Consider the following 23,245-nt stretch of genomic DNA (forward strand, 5'->3'; position numbering starts at 1 on the left):
TATTAGGCGGCTATTTGCTGCCTTGTCTCGATAACATAAGCAGAGGTTTTTTTGCAGACACAGTCAACAGGATTTGTCCTGACCAGACAAAGCCGGGATGTCCGGGGCCAGACCGAGATTGTACTTTGGGTGAAAACCGAACAAGGACCATGCCGTTTAGTTGTGCAGGGAGATAAGCCTGTATGTTTTGTTACGGAAAGTGACTACCCAAATGCAGTGCAGATCTTGCAACAAGCAAATATCCCGGTTACCTGGCGTCAGCTGACGTTGAAAAATTTTCAACATAAGCCAATGTATGGCTGCTACTGTCAGACAGTTCGTGACAGTTTACAATTGACAACGTTGTTGCGTGGAGAGGGGATTGAAGCGTTTGAAGCGGATATCCGACTAGCTGACCGCTATTTAATGGAGCGCTTTATTCGCGGCGGGATTGCCTTTACCGGTAACATTCACCCCAAAGCGGGTTACAGCGAGTTTACACAGGTAAAAGCTAAATCTGCGGAATACCTTCCTAAGCTGTCTGTGGTCTCATTGGATATTGAGTGCTCAGAAAAAGGTGTGCTTTATTCGGTCGGTTTACACAGCGATATGGACAGCCGTGTCATTATGGTTGGTGAACCAAAAGCCGGAGAAGAGCAGGAAACATGGATCCAGTGGGTGGCGTCAGAAAAAGATTTGCTACTGGCATTGGAGGCGTGGTTCATCAGCTTTGATCCTGACATCATTATTGGCTGGAACGTTATCGATTTCGATTTTCGTTTGCTATTAAAGCGTGCGGAATGGAATAAGTTGGGATTACGGATTGGGCGCGGTAAGCAGACACCGCATTGGCGTCAGTCTGCGCAGAATCCAAATCAGGGCTTCATATCCATTCCTGGCCGAGTGGTGCTTGACGGCATTGATACCTTGAAGACTGCGACTTATAACTTCCGTTCCTGGTCGCTGGAATCGGTATCGCAAGAGTTGCTCGGAGAAGGCAAGGAAATCCATAACGTTCATGACAGAATGGACGAAATCAACCAGATGTTCCGCAAAGACAAGCTTTCTCTGGCGCGCTATAACTTGCAGGATTGCAAATTGGTTACCCGGATTTTTGCTCATACCCATTTGCTTGATTTTGCCATTGAGCGCAGTCGCTTGACCGGGGTTGAGCTTGACCGCGTTGGCGGCTCAGTCGCCGCATTTACTAATTTGTATTTACCTCAGCTTCATCGTGCCGGTTATGTGGCACCAAGCCTCGACAGCGAAAATTGGATTGCCAGTCCGGGTGGTTACGTCATGGACTCGAAACCCGGCTTGTATGACTCAGTGTTGGTTTTGGATTTTAAGTCGCTGTACCCTTCGATTATTCGCTCATTTCGTATCGACCCTATGGGGCTAGTGGAGGGGCTGTTACTACAGGAAGGAAAGGGTGATGGAGAAGCGATTGCCGGTTTCCGTGGCGGTCGGTTCCATCGTAGTAAGCATTTTCTACCCCAAATGATCGAGGAACTGTGGGCTGCTCGTGATCAGGCGAAACGCGATGGTGAAAAAGCCTTCTCTCAGGCGATTAAGATCATTATGAACTCGTTTTATGGCGTGCTGGGATCGTCTGGTTGCCGTTTCTTCGATCATCGCCTTGCTTCATCTATCACGATGCGCGGACATGAGATCATGAAAACCACGAGGGAGTTGATAGAGGGAAAAGGCTACGAGGTGATATACGGTGATACGGACTCAACGTTTGTATCCTTGAATGCTGCTTTTTCTTCAAAAGAGGCCGATAAAATAGGTCAGGACTTGGTTGCCTATATCAATCAATGGTGGACCAATCACCTGAAAGAGGAATATAACCTTGAATCAGCTCTTGAGCTGGAATACGAAACTCACTATCACAAGTTCCTGATGCCGACGATCCGGGGCCAGGAGACAGGCAGTAAGAAGCGTTATGCGGGGCTGGTGAAACGCGGTGACAATGAGGAGATTGTATTTAAAGGCCTTGAGACAGTACGAACCGATTGGACTCAGTTGGCGCAGGAATTTCAGAAGACGCTGTATTATAAAGTCTTTCACGATCAGGATGTGGAAGAGTATGTTCGCCAGTATGTTGAGAAAGCGAATGCCGGTGAATTTGATGATAAACTCATTTATCGCAAAAGGTTACGTCGTAACTTGTCTGAGTATCAAAAGAACGTGCCTCCACATGTTCGTGCCGCACGGATGGCTGATGAAGTGAACCAGAAGTTGGGTAGGCCGTTGCAGTATCAGAATGGTGGTTGGATCGAGTACTTGATCACACTTAATGGCCCTGAGCCAAAAGAAGCATTGCAGAGCCCGGTTGATTACGGACATTATGTTGATAAGCAGTTAAAGCCTGTCGCTGATGGTATCTTGCCTTTCATCGGCAAAAATTTCGATGAAATCACGGCTCCTCAGCTGGGGCTGTTTTAGTAACTAGCATTGAGACGGACAAGTAAAAACGCGCACGAAATTATCGTGTGCGTTTTTTTGATCCCTGAGATCTATGCTGATCAGTCGAAATACTCGACATTTGTCACTGCGGATTTGATCGCGTGGATCGGATCAAACTTAATAGCGCCGCGGTTAGGTGTACAGACTTTATAGACATCACCACAATCAAAGATTGCCAGCACGGTTTCATCGGTGCGGAAAACGCTCGGTAGTGTTTTACCCACTTCGCAATAGCAAGTCTGGCCTTCATGTTGCCATTCTAGTTTATAAACGCGGTGAGATTGGGATGGAGCAGAGACGTGGTTGGCAATTGATGAGAATACAGATTCAGCTTGTGTAGAACTTGATGCCGATGGGACGAAAAAATCCATGGTTCCCTCCTGTGAAGCGTTATTTCTTAAAGCACTTATGGAAATAAACGCAGATAAATATTCAAACTATCGCTCCAGATAGCCGGAAAACGGTATCAAAATCTGCATTGATGTGCAAGATGGTTGAATAATCAATCATTGATATCATTTTTGAATCAAACAGTTAGAAAAGTAAACAGTGACTAAATCGCTATATTTGGTTCTGTAACCGGATCTGCCGTATTATTTAAATAAAGCATAACGGGAGGAGTGTATGGAACAACTTGAGTTTTTCTCGATTCCGAGCCCGTGTGTTGGTGTTTGTCAGGTTAATGAGCGTGGTTACTGTAAAGGTTGTATGCGAAGCAGGGAAGAGCGTTTTAACTGGCAGAAAATGACGCCAGACCAACAGAGAAATACCATCCGTTTATGCCGTCAGCGTTATCTCAGGATGAAGCGGAGAGCACAACAGGACACTCAGTCAGCCGCACAAGCCGAGCAGGATGTGACAGGTCAGCAGTCGCTTTTTGATTAATATAGCCGGATTTAGAAAGCAGTTTGTTCAGATGTAAAAAAAGCGCCACAAGGGCGCTTTTTTGAAGACTATGAACTCGCAATTAGATGCGTTTGAAGTCCATGTGGTCAACTTTTGGCTTGTACGCGTGACGCTGGATGTCTTGCGGCTTAACCTTAACTTCTTTACCGTCAACCACTAGAGTGATTGCTTCGTAGAACTCAGGCTTGTCCATTTGGTTGATCACGTCATCGTGGTTTAGTTCGATAGCTACTGGAGCTTCTTCACCACCGTAGATGATTGCTGGGAACTTGTTTGTTAGACGTAGACGGCGGCTCGCACCTTTACCTAGGTCAGTACGTACTACTGCTTCGAATTTCATCTTAAATACTCTTTAAGTTAGTTTAACGAGACATTAAGTAATGCGACCTTACTTAATGTCTTAAATCGAGCGCGGATACTAACACCCAAATCAGGAACCGGCAAGATAAAATCATAATAAAATGTCTTAAGTACCTATATTCTCATCAGTTACTCTATTCTTAATTCGTTTTGGCTGAATTTCATTCGCTTTTTCTTTTTGCCTGATCTGTAAGCTAACTTCTTGGCATCAATAATTATGGTCTTTTGCTAATTAAAGGCAATTCACACAAAGTCACAACACAAGTGATAGTAATTATCATTTGTATTTGGTATTGTTCTTGTCGCTCTTATATTGATAAATGTAACCATAAGAAGGGAATATGAGTAACAAGCTTTCTATTGTCGCCAGTTCTGTATTACTCGCGCTGTCACCAGTATTGCAAGCCCAAGAGGATGTTTCTGTTTTTGATGAAGTGGTTGTTTCGGGAACCCGTTCAGAACAGAGCATCAAAAACGTACCTTCAAGTATTTCGAAAGTAAGTTCCGAAGACATTGAGCAAAATTTAGCAACCAATGTACAGCAGGCGTTGAAGTATGAGCCAGGCGTTCAGGTAAACGGTCAGGGTCGATTCGGTGTAGAAGACTTCACTATTCGCGGCATGAGTGGCAGCCGAGTTAAGGTCATGGTTGATGGTGTAGAGCAGCCGGCATCATATAACCCCGGCGCAGATGTGATGCGCAAGAACAACAATAATTTTGAGCTTGATACTCTTACTGCTATTGAAGTGAATAAAGGGCCATCTTCAACCCTTTATGGTAGTGATGCATTAGGCGGTACAGTTTTGATGCGTACTAAAAATCCGGAAGATCTATTGAATGATGGTGACGATACCCATGTTGGCTTGAAAACAGGTTATGCAAGTGCCAGCGATGAATATAAGGCGACGGTCGAATTAGCGAATCGTACCGGCGGTTTGGAAACGATGGTTATCTATACCTATCGTGATGGTCAGGAAACAGAAACTCACGCCGACGGTGCTGATATTGTCGGTTCTGAACGTGGTGCGGCAGATCCTCTGACTTACACTTCGCACAATGTATTGGGTAAAGTTTTCTACCAAGTGAATGATAATCATCGTGTTGGCCTGACTGGTGAGTACTTCACTCGAGAGCAGGATATTAATCGCCTTTCCCGTGAAGGGTACGATGCTGGTGGTGGTTTTATGCCGGGTTTTGTTTACACCAAAGTTCGGGGTGATGATAAGGATGAGCGCATTCGTTTGGGGTTAGAGCACGAATGGTTGGCGACTAATGTCGCTTTCGATAGCCTTGAGTGGAAGCTTAACTGGTCGGAGAGTCAATCCAAGCATAATAACTACGATCATACTGGTCGTTACGGCAATCGTAATCGTGCTCGTTCAGGGACAGATGAAAGTCTGCAGTTTGATGCTCAGCTACAAAAAGAGCTGGAGTTGGCATCAAGCCGTCATGAATTAACTTATGGCCTTGCAGCCTCGGATACCTCGTTTGAGTTGAGTTATACAGACTACTTCCTTGATAGCGGCACAAGTAAACCTGGTTCAATGGAAGTACCTAAATCTGATTCAGAAAAGCGTGCAGTATTTGTTCAGGATCAGATGTTCTTTATGGATGAACAACTAGTTGTGACTGCTGGTCTTCGTTATGACGACTACAAGGCAAAACCTGATGCAACATCAGGTTTGCAAGAGCATAACAGTGATGCTCTGACATCTCGTCTGGGAGCGGTGTACCACTGGACAAATAATATCAGTACATATGCGCAATATAGCGAAGGCTTCCGTTCTCCGACAATCTATGAACTGTACTACGACAAAAATAATGCTTCACATGGCTATAAGATCGTCTCTAACCCGAATCTGAAACCGGAAGAAAGCCAGTCTTATGAGGTTGGTTTACGTGCAAATAACCGATTGGGTGCACTTGAGATAGCGGCGTTCTTCAACGACTATGAGAACTTCATTAAGAGTAAAACAGAGAGTATTAATGGTGTTGATGTTACAACTAACGAGAACATAGATAAGGCACGTATTTACGGCGCAGAATTCAAAGGTAGTCTGTGGCTGGATGAAGCATTGGGTGCCCCGATGGGCTCATATGCGCGCCTTTCAATGGCTTACCTTGACGGTGAAAATAAAGAAAACGGTGACACCCTGGATACTATTGCGCCGTTCACGACAGTTGTCGGTTTAGGCTATGACGCACCGAGTGATATTTGGGGGAGTGCCCTAAGCGTTACTATGGTTGCAGCCAAGAATGATTGGGAACGTCCTGAATCAGGTATGAAGCCTAATGTTAAAGCGCCTAGCTACACAGTGGTGGATTTGACCGCTTACTATCGTCCGATGACGGATTTGACTGTACGAGCAGGCCTTTTTAATGCGTTCGATGAAAAATATTGGTTATATCAGGATCTTGAAGGCGTATACGAGAGCACCGTTGGCAAAGATCGCCGGACTCAGCCAGGTCGTAACTGGGGTATCTCGCTGGATTATGCATTTTAATATAATTTGCTGATATATAAGCAAAGCCGCACACAAGTGCGGCTTTTTGCTGTTTGGGACTCTTTGTATGAGCAAGAATGGTTAGTCTTTTTTGTATTGATCGAGATCGAACAGTTTATCCCTGATAGCCCAGAAACGGCCGCTTTTGCGGGCAATAATAATTTCTGGCGGACGTAGCCGATGTTCATTGTTAGCAACTTTGGTTGGTGCCGTATCTGTAAATGGACGGTGGCGATCAACCAGATGTGGGTTAATAAACTTTTTGAGGAAGTTATCTTTTTGAGTTTTGGTGGATAGTGGCCAGATCTCGCTGATTTCCGAATCTGCATCACTAATATAGATGACTTTCAGTTGTGGTTTGCCAAATTTGTTTTTTCCCGGCTCCAGACGCAGATCGGTACATTTCATGATCATTGCATCTTTGAGCTTCAACGCATCACGTAGCTTTTTGTCCGGATCCACCATTACGGCATCACAGATGTGGCAGCGTCGGGCGGCAATGTCATTATCGGCTCCACATTCTTCACAGTATTTAGCCCGGAAGCGGTAACCGCATTCTTCTCGTTCGCCGTCATCATCCTCAAAATAGCCCTGACAGCGGCGACCATAGTGTTCAATCAGGAATCCGGCGGGATCCAGTTTGCCCCAGAAGCTGTTTTTAAATCCGCAGGCAGGGCAGGGAACCATGATGACTTCACTGGCGCTGTCGGGTTTGGGATCGCCGACTTCCGGTTGGTACAGGTCATAACAGTTTCCTGCATACTCCAGAATCAGGCAGTCTTCTTTTCCGTCATACAGACGCAGGCCGCGGCCGACAATCTGTTGATACAGACTGATGGATTCTGTTGGGCGCAAAATGGCAATTAAATCAACGTGCGGGGCGTCGAAGCCAGTTGTCAGCACCGAAACGTTGACCAGATATTTTATTTCTTGTTGTTTGAAAGCTTCAATGATGCGATCACGTTCATCAAGAGGGGTATCGCCGACGACTAAAGCCGCTTTCTCTCCCTCAAGGTAACCCATTATTTCCTGAGCATGATTGACGGTCGAGGCAAAGATCATTACCCCCCGGCGATCTTTTGCATAGTCAATAACCTGGTCGATGATCATAGGGGTAGCACGGCCGGATTTTTCTATCACACTGTCTAAATCCGCTTCCCGGTATCGGCCATTCGAGGCAGGCTTCAGGCTGGAAAAATCATAGCCAATGACCGCCATATCCATGATTTTGGGTTCGGTCAGGAAGTTTTCATCCAGCAGGTAGCGGATTGGCAGCTCGAAGATGCAGTCACGGAAAAAACGGTCCTGCTCGGTCCTTACCTGTCCGCGGGTGTGGTATTTGTAGATCCAGCCCATTCCCAGTCGGTATGGCGTTGCTGTCAGGCCAAGGATTTTGATCCCTGAATTCACTTCCTGCACATGTTTGATCACCCGGCGGTAGGCGCTGTTCTCATCATCAGGTACACGGTGGCACTCATCAATAACCAATAGTGAGAACTCATTGGCAAACTGATCAAGGCTGTTCACCATTGATTGCACCGAAGCAAAGACTACTTTCTGATCGGTTTCTTTACGACCCAGCCCGGCAGAAAATATCGATGCTTTTAAACCATAGCTCTCATACTTTTGATGGTTTTGCTCTACCAGCTCTTTGACATGGGTAAGCACTAAAACCCGGCCACGGGCAATTCTTGCCAGTTCAGCAATGACCAGGCTTTTACCCGCACCAGTTGGCAGGGTGAGCACTGCAGGTGTGCTGTGTTTGCGGAAATAATGAATGGTCGCGTTAACGCTGTCTTGCTGGTAAGGGCGAAGGGTATACATGAGTTATTGATTTATTGACGCTGTTGAGTGAATAGCCGGGAAAGAGTGTAACCGAAAGTGACGGCGAAAGGCGATAGCCGTCACTGAGTAATGCTGTTTGATTTATTCCGCCAGACCCGCAGGTTGCGGGCCGTAGCAAAATAGTTATATGCAAAAGTAGCGGTATGTGGAGACAGGAAGTCGTGGTTCAGGACGCGATGTTCAACGGCACTTCTTCTTGTTGAATGGTTTTGGTCATCATGCAGAACTGACGGCGCGGGATGAAGCCGTGTTTTTCATAAAAGTTTCTGGCTCCGGCGTTGCCGATATTAACTTCAAGCGAAAGGGCACGGACACCGGCCTTGGTAACCTGGTACTCAATTTGAGGCACCAGTTCAGTGCCAATACCTTGTTGGCGCCATTCTGGCTTGAGGTAGAACTGATCAATCAAGCCGATACGGCCACCATGTTCAAGACTGAAGCTGTAACTGATGATGATATGGCCGGCGATGATTTTTTCATCGTCCTGTTCTACTTCAATCAGCCAGGCCTGGCCGAGTTCCGGGTTATTGATGAGCTGCTGGATAGCGTTGTTGGTCTGTTCAACTTTCTTGGGTAGAACTTCGTATTCAAATAGCTCCTCAACCAGTTTGAGCAGCATGTCAACGGATGACAAATTTGGCGCAACAAGAGAGATTTTCATAGTACGACCTTTGTTGTTAGTAGCCTCATCCTTGTGGATGAAGAAACCCTATGCTTGTACACGTATATACGTAGTCAATCTGTAAAATGTCTATTATTAGAGACCGCAAAAAGTCTGAAATGTTCTATGGGAATGAGCTTAGTTCTCCTCAGTAGATAATGCTGCAATTTTTATCCCAGTTGTTGAATTCAGTTACAAAAATATTATCGCAGACTCAGGTTCTAGGTACTCAACACTAAACTTGGTATGATATGCGTTTTTGTACCATGCGGAGCCAGTAATGAGGCTTGATAAATTCTTAAGTACCACTTTAGGGATTACCCGAAAAGAAGCCGGTAAGCTATTAAAAAATAAAGAAATTGAAGTTAACGGTGAGATTGTAAAAAATGGTTCGCTGAAAGTGACAGATGATTGCGACGTTGAATTTAACGGTCGCACGCTGAGCTTTATGGGGCCAAGGTACTTTATGCTGAACAAGCCACAGGGTTTTGTTTGTTCCCATGTTGATGATTACAACCCGACTGTTTTTGTGTTGCTGGATGAGGTTAGCCCGGAGAAACTTCACGTTGCGGGTCGCCTGGATGGCGATACGACCGGTCTGGTTTTGCTGACTGATGACGGTCAGTGGTCACACCGTATTACCTCACCGCGTCATGTTTGTGAAAAAGTGTATTACGTTGAGCTGGCTGATCCTGTGGCAGAAGATGTCGCAACTGCTTTTGCAGAAGGTGTACAGCTGCGTGGTGAGAAAGATCTGACTCGTCCGGCGAAGCTGGATATTTTGGGTGAACGCGAAGCGCTGATTACGATCTCTGAAGGTAAGTACCACCAGGTTAAGCGTATGTTTGCGGCTGTGGGTAATAAGGTTGTTGCTCTTCATCGTGAGCAAATTGGCAGCGTAGAGCTGGATGAAGATCTGGAGCCGGGCGAATACCGTCCGTTGAGCGAAGAAGAAATAGCTTCGTTCCTGAAGTAACAACAAATTAAATTAGCAATTGATTATGACTAAGGCGGTTTTTACAACCGCCTTTTTTATTGTTGCAAGCCAGCATTAATAGGTGTTGGTGCATTGATTTGCAGGCTAAATTAGTTGCCTAAAGTAGAAATAGATCATTTCCTGACAGGAATGAATCATATTGATATTTTCATCGTACAATAAAAATCTTTTCCCTCCGAAACACCGACGTAACAGAGAATCTATGACCACACAAGACAGCCCCAAATTAAGCTTGCAATTAATCCTGATCCTCGGCGCGATCGCCGCCCTGACTCCTTTGGCAATTGATATGTATCTTCCTGCCATGCCAAGTATTGCAAGGGATTTGGCTGTATCACCAAGTGCTGTACAGACAACGTTGACAGCCTATACCGCAGGCTTTGCCATTGGACAGCTTTTGCATGGCCCGTTAGCGGACAGTTATGGTCGTAAACCGATTCTGATTATCGGTGTTTTTCTGTTTGCCTTTGCCGCTTGTGTGAGTGCCATGAGTCAGGGTATTGAAGCGTTGACTTGGGTTCGTGCGGCACAAGGTTTTTCCGGAGCGGCTGCGGCTGTGATTATCCAGGCACTGGTGCGTGACATGTTTGAGCGTGAGGAGTTTGCCCGAACCATGTCGTTTATTACGCTGGTAATGACAGTTGCGCCACTGGCAGCACCAATGATTGGTGGTTACCTGTCAATCTGGTTTGGCTGGCGTGCCATTTTCTGGGTACTGGCGCTGTTCGCTGTCATTATTATTGTTGCTGTTCTTGGCAAAATTCCGGAAACCCTGCCGAAAGAGAAGCGCCTTCCGTTCCACCTGGGGGCGACATTGAGAAACTACGCCAGAATGATGACAACGCCGGTTGCGGTTGGTTTGATTTTCAGCAGTGGCTTCTCTTTTGCCGGTATGTTTACTTTCCTCACTGTTGGCTCATTTGTATACATTGATTACTACCATGTCAGCACACAGCACTTTGGTTTGCTGTTCGGTCTGAATGTTGTCTGCCTTATCCTGATGACCAGTATTAATGGCCGTATGGTTAAGAAAATGGGTTCACACTGGATGTTGCGATTTGGTCTGACTGTTCAGCTAATCGCCGGTATCGGGTTGGTTTGTGGTCAGTTGTTTGAGCTTGGCTTGTGGGGTGTGGTTATCCCTGTCATGCTCTTCGTCGGAACCATTTCTATTATTGGCAGTAACACAATGGCTTGCCTGCTGGCTAAGTATCCTCATATGGCGGGGACAGCTTCGTCGCTGGCAGGTACAATGCGCTTTGGCACGGGAACCGTTGTCGGTGGTATGGTGGCAATGATGCCGGACGCAACAGTGTGGCCAATGGCCCTGACTATGGCATCATGCGCAGTACTGTCGGCGGGATTCTATTGGTTTATGTCCCGTGACGCGTAAGGAATTCTATGGCTAACTTTTATCAAGAAATCTACAAACTGGTCTCGGACGGACTGAATGAACTGGCGGAATCGGTGCAGTCCGGTAAAACGCCCGGCAACCCGGTAAGTGAAACTAACTTTCTGAACCTGTGGGTAACGAAAGTGATCAAGCAGCAGCGTTATCATCACTGTGTGGCTAAAACCTTGCTGGGATGGCAGCAGCAGGCCCGCAGTATGGGTAAAAATGCCCAACTGAAACAGCAGTTTGAGCATATCCGGCAGACACTGGCCGGTATTCCGCGTGAAGAAAATGATGAAGCGAAACCGACTACGGCTGCCCAGATTCAGTCACTGTACGAAAAACTGGAGCAGGCAGACTGGGTTGTGGCAACTGAGTATGAGGTTAACCGTAAGGTGACGCATCATACTGATGGTCAGGCGTCACTGGTTGTTTGTGCCAAACAGTACAAAGAATCGGTATCTGAGCAGGGTGAAGTGGTTAAGCCATTGTCTTTCTATATTCGTGGTGATGTTCGTGAATTTGTGGATGCGGCATACGAGCAAGGTTTGCTGATGTATAAAGTTACTGACTACAAGTCGATTGTGAAATACCACGGCGAATACATGGTTTATCCGGCAAATGCAGGTATGTGTCTGCCGGAACTGCCAACTGTATAAATGCTAAATTAAGAAGCGAGTTGTGAGGTTTATTCCTTGCAACTCGCTTTTCTATTTTTAGCTTGTTCTGAACCTGATTTCTTCAAACATATCTTCTCAACTTCCGTACCTTACTATTCCGTTACTGATTTCCCTTCCTGAGCCTTGGCTTTACAACGTTTGACCAGAGTATGAGTCATGCCTCTGAAAATAAACAAATGTGCCGGCATCATGGCGAACCAGTAAAGTAAGCCGGAAAACCCAGCCGGGTGCCACCAGGCTCGAATGTCGATTTCTCTGTACTCACCTTTATCTTCAATGGTGAACTCCAGTCTTCCCAATCCCGGAGCCTTCATTCCAAACAACAGCGACAGGAAACGGTTTGGCTCGATATGGATAACTTTCCACGAATCGACTTTATCGCCCAATTCCAATTTGTCAGGGTCACGGCGGTAACGGGTCAGGGCATCGCCGCCAATCAGGTGATCCATCCACTCGCGTATTCGCCATAGGTAATTGGCATAGAAGTAACCTTCTTTACCTCCCACCAGTTGTACCTGTTGCCATAGCTGCTCGCTGGTGGCATCGGTGCGAAGGGTATACCCCGCCTGTTTTGGGTAATAGCCATAACCGGACTGCCATCGTGCCAGAGCATCAGGGTCATAGCCCCAGATTTCGTTACGAACAACTTCGTTTTCATGGCTGAGGCATTCTTCAACGGATTCATCATAATTGAGGAGGTGTTGCGGGATTAGTGACTGAATCGCGCTGCCGTCAGCAGGTAAATCGTGTCTGAGTCCACCAACAAGTGCACGGGCAATATTGGTGGGTACTGATGTGATAAACCTAAGCCAGAGCGCGGCAAAGGAGGGCGTAAGAAACGGGATCGGCAGAATGCGAACCTTTTTGCCAATATGGTTGCCGATTTTACGCATCTGCTCTGCGTAACTAAGGTTTTCCGGTCCTGCGACATCAAGGATTTGGTGGCGGCAAGGCGTGAAATGCAACAGCTCTAACAGGTAGTGAAGCAAATTGCGAAGGGCAATAGGGGAGTTGCGGGATTTCACCCATTTGGGGGCAATGATAATGGGTAGGTGATAGACGAAATCCCTCATCACTTCAAAAGCAGCAGAGCCAGGGCCGACGATGATCCCGGCGCGTAGTTCAGTAATGGGGATACCACTGTCGCGGAGAATTTCTCCGGTCGCTTTTCTTGCTGCCAGATGTTTTGTATTACCGTGCAGCGGTTGGAGAGCTCCCAGATAAATAACGCGTTGCACGTTGCTTTTTTTCAGTGCCTGACTGAAGTTGCTGGCAGCTTTAACTTCGTAATCAATGAAATCATGGCCGTGATTCATACCATGAACAAGAAAAAATACGGCATCGACGTCAGAGAGAATATCATCGAGATTGTCTGGCTGATTGAGATCCAGTTCAACCAGTTCTACATCGGGAAGTTCTTCCCAGCCCCTTTTCTTTAACAGCTTCAGGTTTCGGCCTGTGGCTTTGACTTTGTAGCCGCTGTTAGCCAGCTCGGGAACTAAATGGCTGCCTACATAACCGGAGGCACCAACAACCAAAATTGTCCTTATCATTGATTACATGCTCCCTGCTGTAATGCGCTTTTCAGGATAAATCGAATAGGCGATTGATTTTTCCCCGTAAAAAGAGTTGTCAATAAAAATGTAGTGGATAAAATTCGAGCTGTCTTCTTGTCTTATGTTTGGATACCTCCATGTCTCATCCTGTCCTGCTCCATTTCAAAGGTGAATTTTTCCGTCGCCTGATGTTGATTGCTTTTCCTATCGCATTGCAGACAATGCTGTTTTCGAGCCGTAGCCTTGTCGATATTCTGATGTTGGGGCAACTGGGTGAGCTGGATGTGGCGGCGATTGGTATCGCCGGTAAAGCACTGTTTGTTGCTACCATTATGTTGTTCGGGGTGACCACTGGCGGGGCATTGCTAACAGCGCAATACTGGGGGGCTCAAAACAAGCTGGGGGTAAAACAAAGTACCGCTCTGACCGTGGTGATGACTACTATCACTGCGATGATTGCCGGCGGTATTTTCTTATTTTTCCCGGAGCAGGTGATTGGCCTTGCAACTCAATCGGAAGCGGTGATTGAGCTGGGTGCTGATTACCTGAGAATCACCTCAATGAGTTTGTTTGCGGTGGCATGGGGTAGCAGTATGGCGGTTGGTCTTCGTGCGATGCACCAGCCGGGGATCAGTACCTTCTTCAGTGCTATCGGTATCGGTTTGAATATGTTCCTGAACTGGGTGCTGATATTCGGTCAGTTTGGTGCGCCTGCAATGGGCATCGTCGGCGCGGCAGTGGCGACCTTGGTCAGTGGGCTGGTCGAAGTATCTTTGCTTTATAGTTACCTGTACTCACGCCGACACCTGTTGGCGTTCGGATTCAGTGTTTTGCTGGAAGTGTTGGACTGGGTCAAAATCAAACGGTTTCTGTCGTTGTCGCTGCCAACCACGTTTAACCATCTGGCATGGTCGGCTGGTATTTTTGTTTACCATGCAATTATTGGTCAGGCGGGTGTTCAGGGGCTGGCCGCGTTGTCTGTTATGACGCCGATTGAGTCATTCTCACTGGCGTTAATTATCGGTATCTCCAATGCTTCTGCGGTGATGATTGGTAACCAGCTTGGTGCTAACCGGATGGAAGAAGCGTATTATCAGGCCTGGGCGGTTTCTTTTTTCAACCTTTTCTGTGGCGTGATGGTTGCGTTAACCATGCTGTTGATGAAAGACACGGTTCTGGATCTGTTCTCAGCTCTGTCCGGAGATACTCGTGAACTGGCTGGCCATTTCTTTTTGGTGTTTGCTCTCACCATTATTGTGAAAAGTTTGCCGATGACCATGATTGTCGGGGTGCTGAGGGCCGGGGGAGATATTCGGTTCTGTTTCTATCAGGATATTGCTGCGCAATGGTTTATCGGTATCCCGGTTACTGCTTTTGCCGCGCTTGTTTTAAAATTACCGTTAGAGTGGATTTATGCCATGTTGATGCTGGAAGAGTTGGTGAAAGTAGTCGGCTCAACAATCAGGATTAAGACCCGAGCTTGGATGAATAATCTGGTCGCAGGTACACACTGATACAATACGCAAACAGACTGAATAAAATTGTTTTTTATTACTGCATTATTAGCAATTTGAACAATAAAAAAGCAAAGGGAAACCATATTTACATATCAGTTAGTTGCAGTTTGCTTGTATGTGTTTTGTACAAATTGTGGATGGTTTGTATCCCTTTGCATTTTATTTCTCGGTCAGTGTTTTAAAATACTTTCTCGAATCCGGGGTTTGCGGTAAATTTCTCTCCCGGAAAATACCTTGAATTTTTTGGGGATTAGGATGTTACGACTGGTAGGGCTCTGCAAAGGCTACCAGGACGGCGGTGAATATCACTCTGTCCTGCAGGGAGCTGAGCTGGAGCTAAAACAAGGTGAGCAGCTGGCCTTAATGGGAGAAAGCGGCTCGGGGAAAAGTACCTTGTTGAACCTTATCGCAGGCCTGGACACAGCAGACTCCGGTGAGATTTGGTTAGGAGATACACCAATTCATGCGATTTCTGAACGTGAACGTACCGCGTTTCGTCGTAACAATATTGGTCTCGTCTTTCAGCAATTCAACTTGCTGCCTACTTTGACTACTGCCGACAATATTCGCTTTTGCCGTCAGCTTAAAGGGCTGGAGGAAAAGCCAAAACTGTGGCGACAAATCATTTCTGCACTTGATCTTATGCCGTTGCTCGGACGTTATCCGGAAGAAATGTCCGGCGGTCAGCAACAGCGTGCAGCGATTGCCCGTGCACTTTATATGGAGCCGGATATTCTGTTGGCGGATGAACCGACCGGAAGCCTGGACGAGCGTAACGCCGGAGCAGTAATTCGTTTGTTGGTTAATCTGACCAGCCAGCTAGACTGTACTTTGCTGTTGGTGACTCACAGTAAGAAAGTTGCCGAACACATGAGTGGCTGCATTCGACTTCAGGGAGGACAGCTTCATGTCAAACCCCGTAGCTAAAGCGCTCTGGGGGCACTATAAGCGCCACCCATTCCAGATTGTATTGGTATGGTTAGGCCTGACTCTTGGTATTGCGTTGCTGGTTGGTGTAATGGGCGTTAACCAGCAGGCGCGGGAAAGCTATCGGCAGGGTGAGCAACTTTTTTCTAATCCTTTTCCTTACCGTATTCGCCACAGCCAGCCTGCTATCAAAGTACCACAGGGGTTCTACATTCAGCTTCGCCGCGCTGGTTTTAACCAGTGTGTGCCGATGGATCAACACCGAATTGTTACTGAAGACAGCCGTGATTTTGAAATCGTGGGGATTGATCCCATCGCGATGTTTTCTAATTTCCGCAATAAAGTAACCACACCTCAGCAGTCTCAGATGATGGAGCTGATGCGCCCGCCATTCCCGATTGTACTCGGTGAGCAGCTGGCCCGTTATATGGACGTTACTGACGGCCAGTATCTTAAACTTGAAAACGGCAAAGAGATCGGCCCGCTGAAAGTGGTGCAGGAAGAGCGCATCCGCGGAACCCGAATGGTTGCTGATATGTCTGTGGTTCGAAATCTGTATCCGGGATCCGGGCTGACATCTATTCTGTGTGGGAAAATGTCACCGCAGCAGCTGGTGGCACTGGAAGAACAATTACCTCCGGCATTGAAGCTGGACCGTCATCAGAGTGCGACACTTGAGCCGCTGACGGATGCGTTCCACTTAAATCTGTTTGCGATGGGTATGCTGGCGTTCATTGTTGGCTTGTTCATTTTCTATCAGGCGATGTCACTGTCTTTTTCTCAGCGTCAGCCTTTGGTTGGCCTGTTACGTCAGGCCGGTGTGTCTGCGCCCCAGTTGGCCAGGGCTTTGATTGTGGAGTTAATTGTATGGATTGCTCTGGGCATGGTGGGCGGTAACCTGCTTGGCTTGGTACTGGCTCAGCAATTGCTGCCTTCTGTGGCAGAAACGTTGAGTGATCTCTACGGTGCCAATGTCAGTCTGTCTGTCAGCTGGCACTGGCAGTGGGGACTGGCGTCTCTGGCTATTGCTGTTGGCGGTAGCCTGCTGGCATGTGGCTGGCCTCTGGTTCGTCTGATCAGAGCTCAGCCTGCACGCCTGTCTACACATATGTCTCTGGTGCGTTTCAGTGGTCGTGAATTTGCCTGGCAGGCACTGTTCTCTTGTATGTTCATTGGTGCCGCTGTGGCGGTATATCAGTTGCCACATGGACAGACAGCCGGTTTTGTTCTGATTGGACTGGTGTTGATAGCCAGTGCGTTGTGTATGCCATTCCTGTTGTGGAAACTGTTCCAGGTCCTTGGCCTGATTGTCCGTTCAGCCCGTCTGAGATGGTTCTTCAGTGATGCCGCGGCCAGCCTGAGCTATCGTGGTGTAGCCGCGATGGCCTTCATGCTTGCCCTGGCTTCCAACATTGGTATGGAAACTATGGTAGGCAGCTTCCGGAATACTACCGAAACCTGGTTGGATCAGCGTCTGGCGGCCGATATATATGTTCGCCCTTCGCTCAATGTTGCACCGCGCATTGCTTACTGGCTGGAAGGTCAGGAAGAAGTGGGTCAGGTTTGGTGGCAGCTACGTAAAGAGTTGCCGACAGAAACTGGTACTTTGCAGGTGGTCAGCATAGGTATCAGTCAGGGCGAGCAGCAGGCGCTTTCTATTAAAGTGGCAATACCTGAATACTGGCAGCGCTTCCACCATAAGCGGGCAGTGTTAGTCAGTGAGTCTCTGGCGCTGAAAAATGGCTGGTATCCGGGGCAGGAAATTGACCTGCCTGCACCTATGGGAAGTAACTGGCTGATTGCCGGGGTCTATTACGATTATGGTAACCCGTACGGTCAGATCATGTTGTCGCAGAAACGTTGGCAGAAATTCTGGCTCTACAAAGGGCAGGTTGGTCTGGGCGTTCTTCTCAAGCCTGGCGCTGACGGTCAGGCATTAATTAGCAGACTGGGTGACCGATTCCGTCTGTCACCGGAGCGGGTGCGCAATAATGTTGAGCTGATGGAGCAGGCAATGCGGGTATTCGATCGTACCTTTGTTGTTACCTCAACACTTGGCAGGCTGACTTTATTTATTGCGGTGTGCGGACTGTTTTTTGCCACTGTAGCGGGGGAAGTCTCGCGTCAGCGTCAGTTTGCTTTGCTGCGTTGTATGGGGATGACCGGACGTGAACTAGCCGCGCTGGGTGGTGGTCAGTTATTGCTGATAGGTTTGATGACAGCGGTTATCGCTTTGCCGTTAGGTCTGGTTCTGGCTCAGTTGCTGATTGATGTTGTACTGAAATACTCGTTCGGCTGGACCATGCCTGTTCAGTACTTCCCGTTTGAATACCTGATTTCACTGGGGTCGGCATTAGTTGTTCTTTTGGTTGCAGGGGCATGGCCGGTGTGGCGTCTAGTTAAACGCTCAGCCATTATGTCGCTACGGGAGGCATTCTGATGATAACTGCTAAAGTGCGATGTGTACTGAAAGCTTTGTGCCTGGGCGTGACGGGTTTGAGTGTGTTGGCACTGACCGGTTGTGAGCAGGCCGATCAAAGTGCCAATACCGCTGAAATTCTGCGTCAGGACGAAGCGAACCAGTTTGCGCAGGTGGTTCCCGGAAAAGAGTGGAAGTTCCCGCAGGACCATTTAAGTCACCCTGAGTTTCGTACCGAATGGTGGTACCTGACTGCCAACCTTGAGTCGGAAGAAGGGGAAACTTTTGGTGTACAGTGGACATTATTCCGCTTTGCTAACGATGCCCGCGAAGGAACCGGCTGGAACAGCCCGCATATGTTTATGGCTCATACGGTTGTCACCACCAAAGACAAAATCTGGCATGCCGAACGGTTTGCCCGAGGAGGGATCGGCCAGGCCGGCGTTACGCAGAATCCTTACCGTGCGTGGTTGGATAATTGGTCATGGCGATCTTATGGCGATTCTCCGTTTCCGGGACGTCTTCAATTTGCCGACGATGACATGGTGGCCGATTTAGCCATCCGAAATACGGGCGCCTTGGTATTTCAGGGTGACAACGGCTACAGCAAGAAGCATCCTACCGCAGATATTGCTTCATACTATTACAGTGCGCCGTTTCTGAAATTAAACGGCACACTAATGCTTGACGGTAAATCCTATCGAGTGAAAGGCGACGGTTGGTACGATCGTGAATGGAGCAGCGAAGGGTTAACCGAAAAGCAAGAGGGTTGGGACTGGTTTTCTGTTCATTTAGACGACGGAAGGGCCCTGATGGTATACCAGATCAGGGAAAAAGAGTCTCAACCGTATTATTTTGGCTCGCTGAGCTGGCCTGATGGCAAAACAATACTATTACAGCCAGAGGATATCAGACTGACGCCGGTGTCGTATGTGGCACAAGGCGGCAAAGATACTCCGATTAACTGGCGAATTGATATACCTACACAGCAGATACAACTAGAAGTGGATGTTGTCCGCAAGGAGCAGTGGTTGCCGTTCGTATTTTCCTATTGGGAAGGTCCGATTAAGGTTAGTGGTAGTCACTTGGGACAAGGATTTATGGAGCTAACCGGCTACTAGGTTTAATGCGGTCGGCAATGCCATAAAACGAAAGGGCGGAGTAAATTGGTAAATTATTTAACTATTGATGAACAGGCACTTTCCCAGCGATTAATGAATTATCGCCGAGAGTTTCATCGTTATCCTGAATCGGCGTGGTGTGAATTTTTTACGACGAGCCGTATTGCGGCACACCTTAAGCTCTTAGGGTATGAGCTTTGTTTCTCGGATGAGATTATTGCACGAGAAACCGTAATGGGGCGCGATGAATCAAGCGTCGCCAAAGCTCAGGAGCGCGCAATCAGTTGGGGGGCTGATTTCGAATTTCTGGCTCAGATGGACGGTATTACCGGCGTCGGAGCAATCTTAGATACGGGGCGTCCCGGTCCTGTGATCGCATTGCGATTTGATATTGATGCTGTTGATGTAATGGAAAGCCAGGAGGATTCTCATCGTCCGCGCTTTCTGGGATTTGCATCTCTGGCTCCGGGGGTTGCCCATGCCTGCGGGCATGATGCACATGCATCTATTGGCCTCGGTATTGCGGAAGTGCTTGCCGAACACAAAGATGCATTGTGTGGCAAGATTAAGCTGATCTTCCAGCCGGCAGAAGAGGGGTGCCGGGCTGGTAAAGCGATTGCTGAAAGTGGCTGGCTTGATGATGTCGACTATTTCTTAGCAGCCCATATCGGCATGAATGTACCAAGTGGCACACTGGTTTGTGATCCGCAGCATTTCCTGTGCAGTTCCAAGTTCGATCTTCATTTCACGGGCAAACCAGCTCATGCCGGTATTGAGCCGAATGCCGGACGTAATGCGCTGGCTGCTGCCTGTACCGCAGTGTCTCAGATGCTGGCTATTCCTCGCCATCGCGATGGGATGACCCGTATTAATGTCGGTCAGATGCATGCCGGTGACGGCCGAAATGTTATTCCGGCTAACGCAGTGCTGATGGGGGAGACCCGCGGCGAAAACCGTGAGCTTAACGACTATATGTATCAGCAGGTTGAGCGTATAGCTGAGGCTTCAGCGGCTATACACGGGGTGAAAGTGGAGATCAAAGCACAGGGTGAAGCGATTGGTTTGCACAACGATCTTGAGATGGTCGAATTACTCGAAACCATCGGTCTTCACAGTGGTTTCTCTCATGTACTTCGTGAGAAGGATTTCGGAGCCAGTGAAGATGCCGGTTACCTTGTTGACAGGGTACAGCAGAAAGGCGGTAAAGCAATTTACTGTTTGGTTGGTTCTAACCTGACCGCTGGTCACCATAACGGCGATTTTGATATTGATGAAAGCCGAATGCTGCCAGCTGTAAAGTTGTTCATTAACGCGATCACTCAGATTCACTCGACGATTCCACAGGAAGATGTCGTTAACAGATAGTGGTTTAATCATTACCGTTGATTAGTCGCTAATAAGCCTGCCGGAGCGCATTTTATCTGATGCTTCCGACAGGCTTTTTCTTTAAAAACCCTTTGCTTCATTACAACTAAGACACTTTCTCACCTTATTACCCAATATCTTCACCTAGTCTAATTATTTAATTCGTAGTTAGTCTGAGAAGCTAATGGCCGATAATAAAGCGCAGTCTTTGCCGCAATTGGTACGAGACTTTTCTTCACTTCATCCCGGAAAGTGGTTGGTTCCGTTTTGCCTGAGCGAAAAGTTTAAGTTTGCCTGCAGAGTCGCTATTAGCTTAACTCTGGCTTTTTTAATACCTATGTCCTTAGGCTGGCCGCAGGCTTCAACTGCAGCCACAACAGTGATGCTGATTGCTTCAACGGGCAGTCGCAGAGAGTCCCTTGCTAAAGGGACACTCCGTGTAATGGGGACCATTGTTGGTGCGATTATCGGTCTTGTATTGGTCGGTGCCTTTGCTCAGGATCGATTGCTTTACATGCTGGCAGTCTCGCTGGCTGTGACTGCCGTCTTCTATATCCGTAATGCTTACCTGGCAGATCCGACCCTGTTCATGCTCACCGGGGTGATGATCCTGATGATGTTCAACGGCGGTGATCCGGAAGGGGCTTTCATTTATGGTCTTGATCGTACTTATATGACGGTATTCGGCGTGGTGGTTTATACCCTTGTCGGCATATTTATCTTCCCGCCACAGGTCGAACAAAACCTCCGTCACCTTGCCGATAGCCTCGGCGAAATCCAGAGTCAATTGTTTTTACAGATCACGCGGCCTTGTGCGGATGCTTCAGAGCATGAAAGCGAATCATCGGAAGGAGATGAGCCGTCTCAATCGGAAGAAAGCACTTCGGCTGAAAGTGAACCTGAAAGCGGTAAAAATGCGAAAGCCGATATTCCAGCCCTGGTTGGAAAAATGTATGCCGCACAGGAAGCACTGGAAGCTCGCTACAAAAGTATTAGTGCTGAATGCAGCGATATCTCATCGTATAAAACAGAATGGGATCATGTGTTGCACTACTATCGAAAGCTGACCGAGTTGTTGGTTTTTGCTGCTCGTGAACATCGGCAACTCGCTGAGCAATCTTCTGCGTTTATAGAGAACTATCAGCTACAAGTTGATGAAATAGCCCATTTATATCAACTGATGCCGCAGGGATGGGAGAGCAGTTCACCAGATAGTGAACAAGAGACACCTCCGGTTGCGTACTCGACGACGAAACTTGAAGTGGCCACACACCTGGAGCGGGGTGCTGCTATTACGATGGGATATTTGCTGGAAAATATCCGCGAAAAGCTGGAGCGACTCTACAGCAGTGTCTGTTGCATTGATTCAGTAACTGGTCGGATGCAGTATCACGAAGAGCTGGCGGGTAAAGACGCCAGGTTTAACTGGTGGGATGCCGAAAACGCCAAATCTGCTGTTAAAGCGTTTTTTATCTATTGGCTGACGGGAGTGATCTGGATTTTATTTAACCCGCCCGGTGGTTATAACCTGGTGGTATTTAGTACTCTGTTTGCTTCAATTCTTTCATTTATGCCGCTTCACCCGGTGATGCTGTTTATATTGTTTACTCTCGGGTTCATTTTTTCCGTGCCGGCTTATGTTTTTCTGTTGCCACAATTAACACTTGGTTCAGAGCTGGCCGTGTTTATTTTTACCTATACCTTTGTCGGATTTTATTTATTAAAAGGGCCGATCACCATTTTTTTCCTGATAGGCATGTTTACGTTAGGAATCGATAACAATATGGTTTATCACTTCGGTATAACCCTCACCATAGTGATGTTATTTTACCTTACCGTATTCATGGTTATTTTCTCCTACTACTTTCCTTTTTCTTCAAGGCCGGAACATCTTTTGCTGGTAATGAAGGAGCGTTATTTCCGACATGTTTACCGATCCATTGTCGGGTTTCAAGTGAGGGAAAAAAGCTGGTGGCAACAGTGGCTATTAAGATGGCACTTGATAACAATGAAGGCGACGGTTAAAAAGCTGGCTTTATGGTCGGGCAAGGTCAATGTTGACTATTGTGAGTCGGTAACTGCGCAGCAGCTCAAAGATTTTTGCCATCAGTGTGAAGTGCTTAGTCACCATTTATTTATTTTGTCTGCGGCTGAGTCTCGCTTGAGTAAAAACCGGTTGGTCTCCACAGCCCGAGAACAATATCAGGATAAAGTCATTCCTGAAATCGCATTCGGGCTGACTCATCACCGTGTCTCAGATTCGAGTAACAACGATGTTGAGCAATATATAGCCGACGAAAAAAATAGTTATAGTCTGTTGGAAAATCAACTGGATAGTTTTTTTGAAAATATTGAATGGTCGGATTATTCAAAATCAGACATAGCCGGTTTCTATATCTACCTAAACTTGAAAAAAAATATTTTTCAGTCGCTGATTCAATGCAAAGTTACCAGTGAAGCTATTTATTGGCAGCAATTGAGTCAGAATCGTTTTTAGGGGGGAGCAGTACAAAAAGTGAGGTCGCCTTTTGTTGCGTTGTTCT

The 23,245-nt window shown here is 47.3% G+C and carries 17 protein-coding genes; 12 read left to right on the forward strand and 5 right to left on the reverse strand.

The features are described 5' to 3' along the window. Positions 1 to 51 precede the first annotated feature (51 nt). Positions 52 to 2,430 carry a DNA polymerase II gene (locus C942_RS00420; protein WP_036798159.1) on the forward strand — a complete coding sequence of 793 codons (2,379 nt, stop codon included), beginning with the start codon at positions 52 to 54 and terminating at the stop codon, positions 2,428 to 2,430. Positions 2,431 to 2,510: 80 nt separating this feature from the next. On the opposite strand, the gene C942_RS00425 is transcribed toward C942_RS00420, so the two are convergent. After that, entirely contained in the window at positions 2,511 to 2,822 is a 312-nt protein-coding gene (locus C942_RS00425; RefSeq protein WP_007461207.1) for a hypothetical protein, read from the reverse strand. A gap of 253 nt (positions 2,823 to 3,075) precedes the next feature. Here C942_RS00425 and C942_RS00430 point away from each other — a divergent pair, with 253 nt between their 5' ends. Continuing rightward, positions 3,076 to 3,336, forward strand: a complete 261-nt coding sequence (locus C942_RS00430; RefSeq protein ID WP_007461209.1) for a DUF1289 domain-containing protein — start codon at positions 3,076 to 3,078, stop codon at positions 3,334 to 3,336. A gap of 82 nt (positions 3,337 to 3,418) precedes the next feature. On the opposite strand, the gene rplY is transcribed toward C942_RS00430, so the two are convergent. Beyond that, positions 3,419 to 3,697 (reverse strand): 50S ribosomal protein L25, encoded by a 279-nt coding sequence (gene rplY, locus C942_RS00435; protein WP_007461211.1) that lies wholly within the window; start codon positions 3,695 to 3,697, stop codon positions 3,419 to 3,421. A gap of 361 nt (positions 3,698 to 4,058) precedes the next feature. Between rplY and C942_RS00440 the strand changes: the two genes are divergently transcribed. After that, entirely contained in the window at positions 4,059 to 6,221 is a 2,163-nt protein-coding gene (locus tag C942_RS00440; protein WP_007461213.1) for a TonB-dependent hemoglobin/transferrin/lactoferrin family receptor, read from the forward strand. A gap of 81 nt (positions 6,222 to 6,302) precedes the next feature. Here C942_RS00440 and C942_RS00445 read toward each other — a convergent pair whose 3' ends face one another. Together C942_RS00445 and C942_RS00450 are read right to left on the reverse strand one after the other, a co-directional pair. Then, a complete protein-coding gene (locus C942_RS00445; protein ID WP_007461215.1) occupies positions 6,303 to 8,045 on the reverse strand; it encodes a DEAD/DEAH box helicase in 1,743 nt (580 codons plus the stop codon). Positions 8,046 to 8,232: 187 nt separating this feature from the next. Further along, positions 8,233 to 8,727, reverse strand: coding sequence for a GNAT family N-acetyltransferase (locus C942_RS00450; RefSeq protein WP_007461216.1), 495 nt, complete (start codon positions 8,725 to 8,727; stop codon positions 8,233 to 8,235). Positions 8,728 to 9,007: 280 nt separating this feature from the next. On the opposite strand from C942_RS00450, the gene rsuA reads away from it, so the two are divergent. The 3 genes from rsuA (at position 9,008) to C942_RS00465 (ending at position 11,776) form a co-directional block, all read left to right on the forward strand. Next, the gene (rsuA, locus tag C942_RS00455; protein ID WP_007461218.1) at positions 9,008 to 9,703 is read left to right on the forward strand and encodes a 16S rRNA pseudouridine(516) synthase RsuA; all 696 of its coding nucleotides are present in this window, start codon (positions 9,008 to 9,010) and stop codon (positions 9,701 to 9,703) included. Between the two features lie 223 nt (positions 9,704 to 9,926). Then, positions 9,927 to 11,117, forward strand: coding sequence for a Bcr/CflA family multidrug efflux MFS transporter (locus C942_RS00460; RefSeq protein WP_007461220.1), 1,191 nt, complete (start codon positions 9,927 to 9,929; stop codon positions 11,115 to 11,117). 8 nt (positions 11,118 to 11,125) lie between these two features. Further along, positions 11,126 to 11,776: a DUF2913 family protein gene (locus tag C942_RS00465; RefSeq protein WP_007461222.1), complete on the forward strand. Its 651-nt coding sequence runs from the start codon at positions 11,126 to 11,128 to the stop codon at positions 11,774 to 11,776. A gap of 113 nt (positions 11,777 to 11,889) precedes the next feature. On the opposite strand, the gene C942_RS00470 is transcribed toward C942_RS00465, so the two are convergent. After that, positions 11,890 to 13,350 (reverse strand): DUF2867 domain-containing protein, encoded by a 1,461-nt coding sequence (locus C942_RS00470; protein WP_007461224.1) that lies wholly within the window; start codon positions 13,348 to 13,350, stop codon positions 11,890 to 11,892. A 140-nt stretch (positions 13,351 to 13,490) separates the two neighbouring features. On the opposite strand from C942_RS00470, the gene C942_RS00475 reads away from it, so the two are divergent. The 6 genes from C942_RS00475 (at position 13,491) to C942_RS00500 (ending at position 23,199) form a co-directional block, all read left to right on the forward strand. Next, complete coding sequence (locus tag C942_RS00475; protein ID WP_007461226.1) at positions 13,491 to 14,867, forward strand: MATE family efflux transporter; 1,377 nt, start codon at positions 13,491 to 13,493, stop codon at positions 14,865 to 14,867. 258 nt (positions 14,868 to 15,125) lie between these two features. Then, the gene (locus C942_RS00480; protein WP_007461229.1) at positions 15,126 to 15,797 is read left to right on the forward strand and encodes an ABC transporter ATP-binding protein; all 672 of its coding nucleotides are present in this window, start codon (positions 15,126 to 15,128) and stop codon (positions 15,795 to 15,797) included. Then, positions 15,778 to 18,237, forward strand: a complete 2,460-nt coding sequence (locus C942_RS00485) for an ABC transporter permease (protein WP_007461231.1) — start codon at positions 15,778 to 15,780, stop codon at positions 18,235 to 18,237. The genes C942_RS00480 and C942_RS00485 overlap by 20 nt, the downstream gene beginning before the upstream one ends. Next, positions 18,237 to 19,337, forward strand: coding sequence for a lipocalin-like domain-containing protein (locus tag C942_RS00490; protein ID WP_007461233.1), 1,101 nt, complete (start codon positions 18,237 to 18,239; stop codon positions 19,335 to 19,337). Before C942_RS00485 ends, C942_RS00490 begins: the two co-directional genes overlap by 1 nt. Positions 19,338 to 19,382: 45 nt before the next feature. Next, positions 19,383 to 20,702, forward strand: coding sequence for an amidohydrolase (locus tag C942_RS00495; protein WP_007461236.1), 1,320 nt, complete (start codon positions 19,383 to 19,385; stop codon positions 20,700 to 20,702). A gap of 271 nt (positions 20,703 to 20,973) precedes the next feature. After that, the gene (locus C942_RS00500; protein ID WP_157372528.1) at positions 20,974 to 23,199 is read left to right on the forward strand and encodes an FUSC family protein; all 2,226 of its coding nucleotides are present in this window, start codon (positions 20,974 to 20,976) and stop codon (positions 23,197 to 23,199) included. Positions 23,200 to 23,245 lie beyond the last annotated feature (46 nt).

It is taken from the genome of Photobacterium marinum, assembly GCF_000331515.1.
Lineage (GTDB): Bacteria > Pseudomonadota > Gammaproteobacteria > Enterobacterales > Vibrionaceae > Photobacterium > Photobacterium marinum.